The sequence below is a fragment of the Hominenteromicrobium sp. genome, assembly GCF_046974225.1.
GTDB classification, from domain to species: domain Bacteria; phylum Bacillota; class Clostridia; order Oscillospirales; family Acutalibacteraceae; genus Hominenteromicrobium; species Hominenteromicrobium mulieris.
In genome coordinates, this window is sequence record NZ_JBKWAE010000001.1 from 301123 (window position 1) to 314970 (window position 13848).

The 13848-nt window shown below is 44.4% G+C and carries 12 protein-coding genes; 11 read left to right on the top strand and 1 reads right to left on the bottom strand.

What is annotated here, in order from left to right; genetic code table 11:
* Positions 1–199 precede the first annotated feature (199 nt).
* The 8 genes from ACLTX1_RS01495 (at position 200) to ACLTX1_RS01530 (ending at position 9901) form a co-directional block, all read left to right on the top strand.
* Complete coding sequence (locus tag ACLTX1_RS01495; protein WP_308449602.1) at positions 200–1033, top strand: GIY-YIG nuclease family protein; 834 nt, start codon at positions 200–202, stop codon at positions 1031–1033.
* A 370-nt stretch (positions 1034–1403) separates the two neighbouring features.
* Complete coding sequence (locus ACLTX1_RS01500) at positions 1404–1739, top strand: PadR family transcriptional regulator (RefSeq protein WP_412330369.1); 336 nt, start codon at positions 1404–1406, stop codon at positions 1737–1739.
* A 408-nt stretch (positions 1740–2147) separates the two neighbouring features.
* Complete coding sequence (locus ACLTX1_RS01505; protein WP_308449604.1) at positions 2148–2546, top strand: TnpV protein; 399 nt, start codon at positions 2148–2150, stop codon at positions 2544–2546.
* Complete coding sequence (locus tag ACLTX1_RS01510) at positions 2543–2803, top strand: DUF6809 family protein (RefSeq protein WP_308449605.1); 261 nt, start codon at positions 2543–2545, stop codon at positions 2801–2803. The genes ACLTX1_RS01505 and ACLTX1_RS01510 overlap by 4 nt, the downstream gene beginning before the upstream one ends.
* A 324-nt stretch (positions 2804–3127) precedes the next feature.
* On the top strand, positions 3128–6124 hold the full coding sequence (locus ACLTX1_RS01515) for an Eco57I restriction-modification methylase domain-containing protein (RefSeq protein WP_308449607.1): 2997 nt from the start codon (positions 3128–3130) through the stop codon (positions 6122–6124).
* A gap of 14 nt (positions 6125–6138) precedes the next feature.
* A complete protein-coding gene (locus ACLTX1_RS01520) occupies positions 6139–7764 on the top strand; it encodes an Eco57I restriction-modification methylase domain-containing protein (RefSeq protein ID WP_343285046.1) in 1626 nt (541 codons plus the stop codon).
* A 73-nt stretch (positions 7765–7837) separates the two neighbouring features.
* Positions 7838–9040, top strand: a complete 1203-nt coding sequence (locus tag ACLTX1_RS01525) for a DUF4263 domain-containing protein (RefSeq protein WP_308449609.1) — start codon at positions 7838–7840, stop codon at positions 9038–9040.
* A 72-nt stretch (positions 9041–9112) separates the two neighbouring features.
* Positions 9113–9901 carry a hypothetical protein gene (locus ACLTX1_RS01530; RefSeq protein WP_308449610.1) on the top strand — a complete coding sequence of 263 codons (789 nt, stop codon included), beginning with the start codon at positions 9113–9115 and terminating at the stop codon, positions 9899–9901.
* A 65-nt stretch (positions 9902–9966) separates the two neighbouring features.
* Here the strand turns inward: ACLTX1_RS01530 and ACLTX1_RS01535 are convergent, their stop codons facing one another.
* Positions 9967–10815 carry a helix-turn-helix transcriptional regulator gene (locus ACLTX1_RS01535; protein WP_343285047.1) on the bottom strand — a complete coding sequence of 283 codons (849 nt, stop codon included), beginning with the start codon at positions 10813–10815 and terminating at the stop codon, positions 9967–9969.
* 577 nt (positions 10816–11392) lie between these two features.
* Here ACLTX1_RS01535 and ACLTX1_RS01540 point away from each other — a divergent pair.
* The 3 genes from ACLTX1_RS01540 to mobQ all read left to right on the top strand — a co-directional run bounded on the left by ACLTX1_RS01540 (position 11393) and on the right by mobQ (position 13819).
* Positions 11393–11620, top strand: a complete 228-nt coding sequence (locus tag ACLTX1_RS01540; RefSeq protein ID WP_308449612.1) for an LLM class flavin-dependent oxidoreductase — start codon at positions 11393–11395, stop codon at positions 11618–11620.
* A 5-nt stretch (positions 11621–11625) separates the two neighbouring features.
* The gene (locus ACLTX1_RS01545) at positions 11626–11940 is read left to right on the top strand and encodes a DUF3847 domain-containing protein (RefSeq protein ID WP_308449613.1); all 315 of its coding nucleotides are present in this window, start codon (positions 11626–11628) and stop codon (positions 11938–11940) included.
* Positions 11941–12223: 283 nt separating this feature from the next.
* Positions 12224–13819: a MobQ family relaxase gene (gene mobQ, locus ACLTX1_RS01550; protein ID WP_412330376.1), complete on the top strand. Its 1596-nt coding sequence runs from the start codon at positions 12224–12226 to the stop codon at positions 13817–13819.
* Positions 13820–13848: the final 29 nt, after the last annotated feature.

Here is a 13848-nt window from a genome sequence, read left to right on the forward strand (position 1 = left end):
CATGCCGACATCAGGAATCTCGATGTATACGCGCTCGTCGGACAGCGGCTGGTGTGGCGTTAAAAACGTGCGGCAATTTATTTGGGACGAAATTTACAGAAGTTTCATATAATATGCGTTTGGCACTGGCGCGAAAGTATGTTATGTGGTATAATACATATATAAACTTGAATTTGATGGGTGAGCAGAGGAAAACACTATGGGCATCAGCAAAAAGCTTGAAACGATTTATCACAACGGACAGCCGGACGGTATTCGCTCCATCCGCCGCAGTTTATCTACCATGACGACGTATGTGATACCGCGCCCACTGCTTTCCGAAGCGAAGAACATTACGGGCATCAACCGGCACGGCATTTATTATTTAATAAATGAGAGCGAAGACAATAGGATCGCGCAAATTTACATCGGTCAGACGCGCAACGGCATTTTGCGGCTGGACGACCACAATCGCTCGAAAGATTTTTGGAACAAAGCCATCATGTTTTTGGCGGAGAGCAAGACCTTTACGCTGGATATGATCAGCGGGCTTGAAAAATACGCGATCATCAAAGCGCAGGAATCCAAGCGCTACACGGTGGAAAACAGTGTTGTGCCGAAATATGAGATCGACGAATATGACCTTGCCACTGTGGAGGAAGTCTACGATGAAATTCAGTTCATCATGGCGACGCTGGGCTATAAAATGAACGATGCAAAAGCGATGCAGAGCGAAGAAACGGTTTTACATACAACACGTAACGGCATAGAAGCGTTTGGCGTGTATGACGGCGAGCGGTTCGAGGTGCTGGAGGGCTCGCGTATCGGGCGCACGGAATATAAAAGCCTTTCACCGACCATTGCGCGCCAGAGACGATCAGCTCTGAAAAACGGAGACGTGACCGATGTAAACAGCGAATATGTGCTGAACAAATCGATGTCGTTTTCGTCGCCGAGCTCGGCCGCTATGTTCGTCCTCGGTACAAGTGCGAACGGTTGGGTGGAATGGAAAAGTAAGGATGGCAAGACGCTGGATAAGCTTTTCAGAAAGTAAATACGAAAATAAGAGCGCAGGCGCACGAAAATGGCGTATCTGCGCTTTGCTCATTTTGCTAAGTGCTTTGCGGGGCATTTTTTCTTTAGGAACATTTCGGTTAATATGATCGTACCGGTCTGCTCGATTTGCTTGCGGTGCTGCCCGTTGAAGCCGAAGCGGAAGACGTGTCCGAAGAAGCCGCGCCGCTTGACAACTAAGACAATAATGCCGATATATAAATCTTTAAAACAGTATAAATTGCGCATGTTCTGCGTGCTGTCATCATAGCACATGAAAGCTAGTTCATTAATACACTTTATTAAAAATAGGTATTGGCTTGCGGTTTAATTTATTGTAGACTATTATTTGTCAGGAGAGGACTCCCAATATGGCTATTGATACCATGAAAAAAGGCTCCATAGAAATGCTCACGCTGTTTTTGCTGTGTGAAGAAGACGCATATGGCTACCTGCTTGTGCAGAAAATCAAGGAGCGAAGCAAAGACTTCATTACAGTGCAGGAGGGATCTTTTTATCCGCTTCTGTACCGCTTGGCGGATGATGGGTACATCACCGGCGAGGAGGTCGTAACGCGCATGAGCACGGGGCGTTCCCGCATGCGTGTGATTTATCATATCGAAAATGCCGGGCGCGAACGGTTGGCGTCTTTAAAAAAAGACTATGAAACCGTTCAGCAGGGTATCCATAATATTCTTGATTCTTAATTTGCTTACAAGTTTTCACTCAAATCCCATAGAAAAGCAGCTGCTCTTTTTAACAAGGAGCAGCTGCTTTTTTGTGGGGAAAGACCACTCCGAAATCAACCGCATAATGATGGCGTAGGTTTCGGAGATATGGGCGCACTCGGAGGCTTCTGTTTACACTGGAAATTGAAGCGGGAATATGGTAAAATAGCGGTACAGTCAAAATGAAGATAGGGGAACAAAAATGACAAAAATCTTATTTATCTGCCACGGCAGGATTTGCCGGGCATGATGAAAAGTCTCATATCGTCTCATTAGCCCCGTTTTTAAGCGTTTTTTGTGTTTCAATCTCAAATTTACCAAAGATTTACCAATATTTCTGGAGAGTCAGACTTGCGATTCTAACACCAGAATAAGGAAATCAATACCATGACTGAGATGAAGAAACACATTTATGATGAAAGTAATGGCCTTTGGTATGAACACATTGGCGATTATTATATTCCGGTTCTTACCCTGTCCTCTGAGGAGCAGCGCCCCATTGGTAAATGGGGACGGATGCACCGGGACTACCTCAAAGAGCATTGCCCAATCCTCTTTAATGATCTTGTTCTCAGCGGTCAACTCTGGACATATCTGGCTGATCTGAACGAGCAGGCGCAGGAGCGTTTGTCCCTGATTATCGAGCAGATGAAGGCATCTGAGGGCGTGACGGAGGAACTGAAAGCAGATAACCAAATGGCATGGGTTGGTGCCATGAACAGCATCCGCAACCGGGCAGAGGAAATCATCCTCCAGGGACTGATCTATGGGGAGGATGAGGCATGAGGCTATTGGAAGAATTTTGGTATGGAAACATCGAGCCGACAGAGTACGATACTTCTTCCAAGGAGTACAAGAAGCTACAGGAATTGATCTGTAGGAATGAAGAAAAACTCAAAGCCACCATGACGGATGGGCAGAAAGAGTTGTTTGAGAAATACACGGACTGCGTCCATGAGTTCCAGACCATAACCGACTGCCTGATCTTCCAGAACAGCTTCAAGCTGGGTGCCAGGATGATGGTTGAGGTCATGGAAGAATAATCGAATATTTAGATAGTTGAGCAACACGCCGCCTATGGGAATCCCCTATGGACGGCGTGTTATTTTTGTGGAACCACTTGATTTATTTCGTTTAAGCGAATATAATTATAGTGGTTTTTTGTATTGTGATTTGCGAGGTGTTTGTTATGAATGGATATATTACAGTCCAGGAAGCTGCTGTAAAGTGGGGAATCACTCCCAGACAAGTTCAAATTCTATGCAAGTCGAATCGTATTGACGGTGCTACTCGCATGAGTAGAATTTGGATCATTCCAGAAAATGCAGAAAAGCCGACAAACGATAAAAGAAAGGCAGCGTACAGCAATGACTAACCTGACTGAATTGCAGAACCTTGTAGATCGTTTTCATGCTAACATCGACTTCTATAAGGACGCAAGAAATGCTTACAATGAGCATTCTTGCAGAATTGAATATATTGATCCTCTGTTAAAGCTCTTGGGTTGGGATGTTGCAAACGAAAAAGGATTGGCACCCCAATATCGAGAAGTTATTGCGGAGAATTACTCCACTCGAACTGACCGCCCTGACTATACCATTACGCTCAGAGGTGTGCCTAAATTCTTTGTAGAAGCAAAGAAGCCTGCGGTAGATATTACCAGAGATGCAGATCCAGCTATTCAGACCAGAAAGTACGGCTGGAACGCAAAGCATCGTCTGGCTGTTCTCACAAATTTTGAATATCTGGCAATCTACGATACCTGCCATATTGCTCACGAAGATGATGGATGTGCTGTAGCAAGATACCGGCTGTACCATTATACTGAGTATGTAGAAAAGATTGATGAGATTGTAGGGTTGATTGCGAGAGACACCGTTTACTCTGGTGATTTTGATGCTTATTTGGATGCAAACTTCCCCGCAACCGGAGGGCAAACCCAGCAGGTTGATACACTATTTCTTTCTCAAATCAACGAATGGCGTGTGGCTCTTAGCAACGAACTGTATGCTCAGGGTGGCCGCTATGCGTCGTTGGAAGTGTTAAACGATGTTGTGCAGGAGTTTATTAACCAAATTGTCTTCCTGAGAATTTGCGAAGATAAGAATCTGCCACTGTATCACAAGTTGAAGGATACCATTACAGATGCCGATCAACTGCAACCCAAACTGGAGGAATTGTTCCGTTCGGCTGACCGGCGCTACAATTCTGGAATGTTTTCCGGCGAAGACATTATTTTTGATCTTTCCTGCGAAGTTATTAAAGGCATGATTGAGGATTTGTATTACCCTCAAAGCCCTTATTTGTTTAATATTATCGAGCCTAATTTGCTTGGAAAGATTTACGAGATATTCTTAACCGAACAGTTAGTTCTGCTCGAAAATAATACCATTGGTCTTGGCAAGAAGAAAGATTGCCAGAACAGATCTGTTGTTACAACACCAACAGAAATCGTTAAGTACATGGTCGATAAAACGCTTTCCAAAGTGTGTGAAGGAAAGACTCCCTCTGAGATTTTGAATATCAGTGTGGCTGATATTGCCTGTGGCTCTGGCATTTTCTTGGAAGAGGCATTTGCCTATTTGCAGGATTACTGTGTGCAATGGTATATCTGCAATGGGCAAACAGATCATTTGATTGAAACGGGTATTGACTTGTATAAGCTGCCCCTTCAAGAGAAAAAAGACATTCTTTGCTCCTGCATTTACGGCATAGATATTGACATCCATGCGGTCGAAGTTGCTAAATTCTCTTTGTTAATCAAGTTGATTGAAGATGAAACCGCACCTTCTGTATCAGAAGTTGTTCCGATTCTTCCTGATCTGGGTGACAACATTCAATTTGGAAACTCCCTTGTCAGCCAAACTGAATTGAATGGCATTAGCGGTGCCAACCGTCAGATGATGGAGATTGCTCCCTTTGACTGGAGCACAATTAACAATGGATGTGGATTTGATGTAATTATCGGCAATCCTCCGTATGTGAATACCGAGGGGATGCACGCCCTATTGCCGAGTGCCGAAGTAGAAGTCTATAAAAAGAAATATAAGACATCGCACAAGCAATTCGACAAATACTTTATTTTTATAGAGCAGGCTATCAATAAGATCAACGAAAATGGCTTGGTATGCTATATTGTACCTAATAAATTCTTCAAAATTGGCGCTGGCGAGAAGTTGCGCAACCTGATTGCAAAAGAACGGATGCTCGTCAGTCTGGATGACTTTGGAGATGCACAGCTGTTTGAGGATAAAACCATTTACAGCTCGATCATTTTACTTTCCAAGGCGAAGCAGACAAGTTTTGTTTACAGCAGCGTTGATTCTGCTAACAAACTGTGGGCAGGAGAAGAAGTGAGTTCCATTGAGCTTAATTCTTCCGTATTGAACAAGCTGCCATGGAGATTGACAACTGACTTTGAGTTTTTGACAATGCTCCAGAGGTTGGATGAAGTATCTGTCCCCATTACAAAACACGCAGAGATATTTAACGGTATTCAGACAAGTGCAGAAAGGCCAACGCCTATATATTGGTTCTCCTCAGATGAAATTGTGGCCGAATATGCCGATACTGTTGAAATCAGCAGGGATGGCAATAATTATACTATTGAGAAGGCCTTGCTTCGCCCTTATTTTAAGCCAACCAAAAAGGCTGAGAAGGGCCTGAATTCGTATAGTATTCTTGCGACTGACAAGCAGATTATTTTCCCCTACGATAACAACGGACATCTTATCCGCATAGATGAGATGCAAAGCTGTTATCCGGGAACATACGCTTATCTCTTAGCGCATTATGATCGTCTGGTTCCTAAGTGTGTTTCCCGTGATGGAACTCGTAACGTTCCAAACGCCACCGCAGATACATGGTACCAGTATGGCAGAACACAAGCCTTGACCGCCTTTATTAACACGCCCAAATTGATAGTTGGCGTGTTGAGCAAAGAACCCATGTATGCGATGGATACGAATGATATTCTGATTGCGTCAGGTGGTACTGCTGGATATTGTGCAGTTAGCAAAAAAGATGGTAGTCCATACGCACTTGAATACATTCAGGCATGGCTGTCAAACCCCATTACAGAGCGAATCTTGGAGATCGTAGGCAGCGATTTTGAAGGCGGATTTACTGCTCGTGGTACATTCGTTCTCTCTACACTACCCTTTGTTGAGTTGGATTTTGCCGTAGAAGAACAGAAAGCCATTCACGACAGAGTGGTAGCAGCAAGTCGAGAGATTTACGAAATCAATGATGCACTGTCTGGACGTCCCGCAAAGCGCATTGCAAATCTGTTGCAGAGACAGAAAGAAACACTTATCTCTGAGATTCAGGGATTGATTGATCGGGTGTATAGACTCGATTATTAAGCGAGGTATTAACGATGAGACTCAAAAAGGATAGTTCAGAGCAGAAACTAAGAGGAGCGTATTATACGCCATTGCAGCTTGCGGATGCTATGGTGGAGCTTTTTGCGTCTCAAAATATCTCTACCGTCTTGGAACCAAGTTGCGGTGATGGAGTATTTCTTGATGCGCTACAGAACCTTAATCTTCTGAATAAGGTGGATAAACTAACAGCTGTTGAAATCGAACCTGACGAAGCCGATAAAGTTCGTGATAGGTATTCTGAATTTGAACAAATCGAAGTATGCACCGAAGACTTTTTCGACTTCTATAATCGTGTTCTCGGCAAGGAACAGTACGATTTGATTTTGGGCAATCCCCCTTATATTCGCTATCAATATCTGAAAGAAAGCCAGCGAGAAATGCAGTCTCAAATTTTGACTTCGCATGGTATGAAAGCGAATAAATTGATAAATGCATGGGTTGCGTTTATCGTAGCTTGTGTACAGCTATTGTCCGAAAAAGGTAAGATAGCGTTTGTTATTCCAGCTGAGATACTTCAAGTTGCGTATGCGGAGGATCTGCGCCTATATTTGGCCAATAATCTTGCGAAAATTACTCTGATCACATTTGAACAGCTTGTGTTCCCTGATATCGAGCAAGAAGTCGTTGTGTTTATTGGCGAGAAAGGCGAAGAAGAAAAGGGTATTCGCATCATTGAAATGAATAATCTTAGCGGTTTTGCTCAGTTGGATCTATCTCAAAATGGATTTCAAAAGTTGCAGCACGTCAAGGAAAAATGGACAAAATATTTCGTAAACGCAGAGGAAATGTCTCTTATTCAGGAACTTCGTGCAGACAAACGCTTTGCCCAATTTTCCGAATATGGAATTATCAATGTTGGAATTACAACAGGCAATAATGGCTACTTCTCCATTACGGAAGAAACATCTGAGCAATATCAGTTAAGTGAAGTAACCCTTCCTTTGATTGGCAGGAGTTCTCATGCACATGGAATATATTTCACAGCACAAGATTGGGAGAAAAACAAAATTGCTGGAAAGCGTGCCCGTCTAATCAGCTTCCCTGAGATTCCATACGATGAATATCCCGCCAAGCACAAAGAGTACATTTCACTCGGCGAAGCGAATGGCGAACACGAGGGCTACAAATGCTCCATCCGGGAAAGATGGTACATTGTTCCTTCTGTATGGGTTCCGGATGCGTTTTTCTTAAGAAGAAATAATTTCTATCCTAAATTTGTACTGAATAAATGTGATGCAGTGTCAACAGACACTATGCACCGCATGAAGTTTAACGATGGCGTTGATCCAGAGAATGTCCTTCTTGCCTACTATAACAGCATCTCTTTTGCGTTCACCGAGATTTGCGGACGAAGCTATGGTGGAGGTGTTCTTGAAATCTTACCTGGTGAGATGGGCAACATTTTACTTCCCAAAGTGGAAAGGATTGATCCTGCACTAAGGGACAAGCTGCTTGCACATATTGACGCTATAGTGCGCAATGATGAAGACATTGAACTTGCGCTGGATGTTGTTGACAAAGAACTACTTGTAGATACATTGGGGATCGATCCTGAGATATGCCGTAAATGCCGTGCTATCTGGAAAAAGATGCAGACACGCCGGTTAGGAAGAGGATGACAAATACTATTATCAAGCTGTGAAGGGTGGAATTGATTTGCAAATCGGCCTACATATACCGAAAGTTCATGATATGACAACTGATACAGTTGATGTTATATCCACCTCTGCTGTCACAGCGGATGCGTCACCGGTAGTCTTGAGCCAGACGGAAATGATCCGGTTCAAGTTCTGTCCAACGCTGGTAGATAACGAGAAAGACCCCCATAAATCTGTTTCTGGAAAATTTCTATATGAAAAGAAACGGAAAAACGATGCCGCCTTTCCGAGCGATGACAACGGGTCAGTGGTGAAGATTTCTCGTGGCTCTGTCAAAGTCGGAGATTGGATGGAACTCAATCTGAGCACAAGTGAAACATATGAGCTTTACCAAGGTTTGAAGCGGCTGTATGCGCTGTATGAAGACATGGGCGAAATCCCGTATGGTTCAGCTACTTACACCAGAGTAGACAGCAGTTTTCGCCAATTCCTTTCAATCATCCAGAATGACCCTTCTGCGGCTCGGATGATTGGCAATGAAGAAAACTATGATCTTGTAAAAACACTGCTTCGTCTCATCACTCAGACAAGTTCTTTGGAATCGTTGAAACGGAGTCTGACAGAGTTGCAAGATGAAAATCTGCAACACCTGACAACGTCTTTGAATATCGAAAAACTCCAAAGAGTTGCAAAGCTCATGGAAGACAATCTCGAAAATGATAGTGAGGAGTTTTGGCAGACTACTGTTTTCAAAGAACATCAGTGGGTATTGGCTCAAATCTTTGCCTGTCCTTGTACGATATTTGCAGATAAAGCGTATGTTGGCGGCAAAGGAATTAACAACAGCGGTGGTAATCTATGCGACTTCATTTATCAGAACAGTCTGTCTCAAAATGTGGCGTTGATTGAGATTAAAACACCATGTACTGAACTTATCGGAAACCAGTATCGAGGTACATACAGCTTTAGCTATGAATTGAGCGGAGCCATAAACCAAGTTCTAAATTACAGAGACAAGCTTACAAAAGAGTATTATTCTCTGTGTCATCAGAGTTCGGAGCCTTTTGAAGTCCTGTCCCCAAAATGCGTTGTAATTATCGGGAAAATGGCTTCGCTAACCCCAGGGCAAGTTGCGGCTTTTGAAAATTTCCGTAATAGTCTGAGCAATGTGTTGATACTAACCTTCGATGAGCTTTATCAGCGGATTGTAGATTTGATTGCCGTTCTTTCTGAGTCCCCGAATCAACAACCTAGAATTTTTGAACCGGAAACCGGAAATGAGGATTTGCCGTTCTGAGAGAAAAAGCTAAATGCAGCCTATCGGCACATTGCTCAAGGTTTACAGATGAAGAGAAAAGGATTGTATCTCATGGTAGTTTTTGACGAAAAACAACACAGGTGCAGATTATGCGGCAATTATTATTCTGACAGTGATATGAGTGAGGAACACTACCCTGCACGAAACACAGGAAATGAAGATGTTGTTGCTGTTGATCTCGGCAAAATGTTTGATACATTTACTTCGGAGAGTGTACATGCTGAGATTAGAGAAAAGTTGAATCACGGGGAAACTCTTGAGAATATTACTGGAGATATTTTTGACACTCAGTTATCAACATCTCTATTTCCCAAAGGGAGAACCGCCAGAACTTTATGCCGTAAATGCAATACATTCTTAGGAAAGTATGATGAAGCATACTTAAGGTTTTTTAATCTTGATGGAACTCCCAAATCGATAAATGGTTTTCAACAACATACCAAGTATCAGATCATTAAGGCGATTTACGCTAAATTTCTCTCAATTCCTGAGGCTGCAGGTGAAGCATTCGATTTTATAGATTTTATTAGAGATGACGACTCTACGGTATACAATGGTAACTGGAATATTTATTTTGTAAAACGAGACTTTAGTTCTGATCTGCTGGGAATGAAGGATATTAGAACCGGAAAAATAACATTTGACGAAGGTGTTGTTTACGAACTGTCCGATGATAAGTTTATCTTTAATCTAATGAACTTCCCTAAACATTCATGCTTTGAAATGACAAATCTATTCGACATACTAAAAAAGAACTACAAATTGGTTGAAGGTGTCGGTGAAAGTGGCGGTTATCATGCACAGGTATTTATGAGCAGCATATTTAACACAATCTTATAATTATCAAAAAAGGGACTGTTGCAAAATTTGGATTTGCACCAGTCCCTTCTACTTTTATACCCGAGTTACTTCCTTTTTCTTTTCCCCTTACCATGGGTCATACTGCCTTTACCACGCTGGCTGATCGGGCTGTTCATGTGCTTGGACAGTTTCAACACTTCAATCAGATTTGCAAACTGCTCCATAGTAAGTGCATCGTAGTCAATGCCAAGGTTGGCGAGGAACAGACGGGCTTTCTTTTCTTCGGTGCTGCCTTTGTAGTCCATAGCATCCTGTAATTGTTTCTGCACTTCCAGAGCAACGCAATTCTCGTCCGCAGTGGTTGCGTCCTTACGGTGCGTATCTCGAATATCATGGAGGATGCTTGTCAAATCTTTGGAAACTACATGACCGAAATACTCATCTTCCTGCACCTGTGCCAGTTCCAAAGTGCGCAGATACAAGTCCTCCTCATTGTTTCCTTTTTTCTTAATCACAGATTGCCGGACAGCTTCCATGGCAGCGTTCATGTTGGTGATCCGCATATCCGCAATACGATCAACATAGATTTCTGCATCCAGCATCATGCGCTGAAAATCCTTATGGCAGATCATTTCAGAAAGCAGCCGGTGATTAAAATTCCCGGTGGTTAATACAGTAATTGCGTCATCACTCAAATGTAGAGCATTCAGCTCTGTGTTTGGGTGATTTTTATTTTCTGTCAGACCCAGCAGATAGTCCGTGGACACGCCATAGAACTTGGCGAGTGTCAGAATCGCAAAGGGGCTGATGTCCTTTGCGTTTTCATCAGATTCATATTTTCCCAGGGCGGAACGGGACAGGCCAGTGCGTTCTGCTAATTCTTCCAGCGTCAAATCAAAATCTACGACACGCAAATCTTTCAATCTTTCCTGAACAGTGAGTTTCGGTTGCATATTTCATCTCCATTTCCATAAGCGTGGAAATCCACGCATTTTTATGCTCTTTTCCTACCTTTTGGATATACGGGAGAGAGCATCTTTTTTCGCTAAACTGTACTCGTAAATCACCGATGCACCTTGAAAACTGAATGACCGTCCGAATGGGATATGTCCCCCAGCGAAGTATCGCCATGACTGCGAAAAGCACGAGCGTACCAACGGGGAGAAAACGCCGGGAAGATATCCGGGCAGGAACGACATTCGGGCAGAACGGCACTCAAAAATCATGGGTTAAATTCAAACCATGTGAAATCAGCGAAAAACCACTCTTTTTGTGGTGCCATCTATACCAACGAGTGATGCACTCAACAGCGTACAGGGTATGGCATAGAATGAAGGCTTTCGTTATTTCACAAAAAGCCGCATTAAACAGTGAAAAGGGGTACTGTCCCTTATGGACAGAGCATCGTTACGGAAATTCTGAGCGAAAAGTAAATTCTCTGTTTCTGTCACGAAGCACTGTACGGCATTTGCTATTTAACAAGCAAATTATACCATATCACGAACAAAAAAGAATGGAGGAAATGTAAATATGAAGAAGAAAAGGCCTGAATTGTATCGAAACGAGATCAAGTCTTACATCGTCCGGGCGGGCATGACCATGAGTGAGGTGGTGGATTTTCTGGCAGACGAGTACGGATGGAGCAGCAGCGTTCCCAATTTGTCCGGTAAGTTGAAGCGTGGCAGCCTACGCTACGGCGAAGCCGTGGAGCTGGCCGATGCGCTGGGCTATGACATTGTTTGGGTCAAGCGGGGTTGATGCGAATGCCGAATGAACAGCTGGAAAAATTGAAGCAACAGAAATATGTAGCTGAGAAAAAGCTGACCGCAGCCAAGCACAAGGAGAAGCGATTGCAGAGCGAGCTGAAACGGCTGACCAGAAGCGAGAGAACCCATCGGCTTTGCACTCGTGCCGGAATGTTGGAGACCTTTTTGAAAGAGCCGACCGTCCTGACCGATGAGGATGTGATGGAGCTGCTGACCTTCATCTTCCAGAGCGAAGCGGTTCACAAGAAGCTAAATCTGCTGATTGAGAGCCGGAGAGAAACGCAGGAAGCGGACGAGGGTGAAAACCCTTGACGGAGACAAGGGCGCAATTATACACCACCTAAAGATGGTAATTGCGTTCTGCCGAAAGCCCATTGCATGGAGTTTGATGATTTCCGCAAAAGTCCCCTGCTTCAATCATCCAGAGGAAGCTACACTTCCCCTGCGCTGGCTTTGCCAGCTACCCCTTTGTGGACTTGCCGCCGAGGAACGATTGCAAGCAATCATTCCCCGACAACAAGTGAATATCCCTCGCCCGACCGTGCTGAAAAGTATCGGTCTTTTTTTGTACCATCGAAAGGAGGTTCAACCAAAGATGCCCGTACCACATTTGGAAATCCGCATCGTCCAGCGAAGCAAGGGCAGCTCTGCTGTTGCCGGAGCTGCCTACCAAGCCGGAGAAAAGCTGTTTTCCGAGTACGACCAGAAGATGAAAAACTACCTTTACAAGAAAGAGGTGGTTTACACAGAGGTCATGTTGCCCGCCAATGCCCCACCCGGATATGCTGACCGAGCAACACTTTGGAACGCAGCTGAGGAAGTAGAGAAGCAATGGAATTCCCAGCTTGCAAGGCGATTTGTGGTTGCCTTACCAAGAGAAGCGCAGACCGAAATGTATCCGCAGATGATGCAAGAATACTGCCGAGAGCATTTTGTGTCCAAGGGAATGTGCTGTGATTTTGCAATCCATGACCCAGATCCTCCCGGACACAATCCCCATTGCCATATCATGCTGACCATGAGAGCCATTGATGAAAACGGAAAGTGGCTGCCTAAGAGCCGCAAGGTTTATGACCTTGACGAGAACGGAGAGCGTATCAGACTTCCCTCCGGCAACTGGAAAAGCCACAAGGAGGACACTGTTGATTGGAACGAGCAGTACCATGCCGAGGAATGGAGACACGGCTGGGAGCTTGTTCAGAACAAGTATCTGGAACTTGCCGGAAGTCCTGAGCGAGTGGATATGCGCTCTTATGAACGGCAGGGACTGGATAAGATTCCGACCGTCCACATGGGAGCCGCCGTTTGCGCTCTGGAACGCAAGGAAATTGAAACCAACATTGGCAATCTCAACCGAGATATTAAAGCCGCCAACCGTATGATGAATGCCATCCGCAGCACAATCCGCAATCTGCGAAATTGGATTGCAGACATTATGGAAGCGACCAAGGAAGTCTTTGCAGAAACGGATGCACAAGCAAAGAACACTTCGCCCGATCTGGTTCTTCTGCTTCGTGACTATCTGAACTTACGAAAGGCAGAACGCAGCGACTGGTCAAGATACGGTCAGCAGAAAGGCACGACTGATGATTTGAAGGCAGTCTCCAAAGCCGTCATCTATCTGAAAGAGCATGAGCTTTTCACGCTGGAAGATTTGGATACCGCCCTGCAAGAAATGAGTGAGAAGTCCAAGAGCATCCATGCCGACATGAAGAAAGCATCCGCCCGCATGAAGGTCATTACTGGCATTCAGAACGCCGTGGCAGACTGCCAGACCCACAAAGCGGTTCATGACAAGTATCTGAAAATCGGCTGGAAAGCACGACAGGCAGCGTTTGCAGAAAGCCACAAGGACGAGCTGGACAGCTTCAACAAAGCGTTCCGCTATCTCAAAAAGCAGGGCGTGGATTTGAATGTCAATCTGGATTCCCTGCAAGCGGAGTACAGCAATCTGCAAGAGACCTACGCAGAGCTTGCCGGACAGCTTGCCACCGCCAAGGAGGAATTGCAGCCGATGAAAGATATTCGCTATTGGGTCAGCAAAGTCCTCACGCCGGAGCAGTCCGAGGTCGAGAAGAAGCCCGAACCGAAGCACTCCGTCACGGAAAAGATAAAGTTTCTACAAGAGCAGAGCAGCAATCAGCAGGAGCAGAAATCTCGGCAGCACAAAAAACAGAATATGGAACTCTAACAGGCACTTGCCGTTTTCTCTGCGAAAAT

Bases quoted from the DNA above. Each gene is read 5' to 3' on its own strand.
- ACLTX1_RS01495 (WP_308449602.1), top strand. From the start codon at position 200: ATGGGCATCAGCAAAAAGCTTGAAACGATTTATCACAACGGACAGCCG.
- ACLTX1_RS01500 (WP_412330369.1), top strand. From the start codon at position 1,404: ATGGCTATTGATACCATGAAAAAAGGCTCCATAGAAATGCTCACGCTG.
- ACLTX1_RS01505 (WP_308449604.1), top strand. From the start codon at position 2,148: ATGACTGAGATGAAGAAACACATTTATGATGAAAGTAATGGCCTTTGG.
- ACLTX1_RS01510 (WP_308449605.1), top strand. From the start codon at position 2,543: ATGAGGCTATTGGAAGAATTTTGGTATGGAAACATCGAGCCGACAGAG.
- ACLTX1_RS01515 (WP_308449607.1), top strand. From the start codon at position 3,128: ATGACTAACCTGACTGAATTGCAGAACCTTGTAGATCGTTTTCATGCT.
- ACLTX1_RS01520 (WP_343285046.1), top strand. From the start codon at position 6,139: ATGAGACTCAAAAAGGATAGTTCAGAGCAGAAACTAAGAGGAGCGTAT.
- ACLTX1_RS01525 (WP_308449609.1), top strand. From the start codon at position 7,838: ATGACAACTGATACAGTTGATGTTATATCCACCTCTGCTGTCACAGCG.
- ACLTX1_RS01530 (WP_308449610.1), top strand. From the start codon at position 9,113: ATGGTAGTTTTTGACGAAAAACAACACAGGTGCAGATTATGCGGCAAT.
- ACLTX1_RS01535 (WP_343285047.1), bottom strand. From the start codon at position 10,815: ATGCAACCGAAACTCACTGTTCAGGAAAGATTGAAAGATTTGCGTGTC.
- ACLTX1_RS01540 (WP_308449612.1), top strand. From the start codon at position 11,393: ATGAAGAAGAAAAGGCCTGAATTGTATCGAAACGAGATCAAGTCTTAC.
- ACLTX1_RS01545 (WP_308449613.1), top strand. From the start codon at position 11,626: ATGCCGAATGAACAGCTGGAAAAATTGAAGCAACAGAAATATGTAGCT.
- mobQ (WP_412330376.1), top strand. From the start codon at position 12,224: ATGCCCGTACCACATTTGGAAATCCGCATCGTCCAGCGAAGCAAGGGC.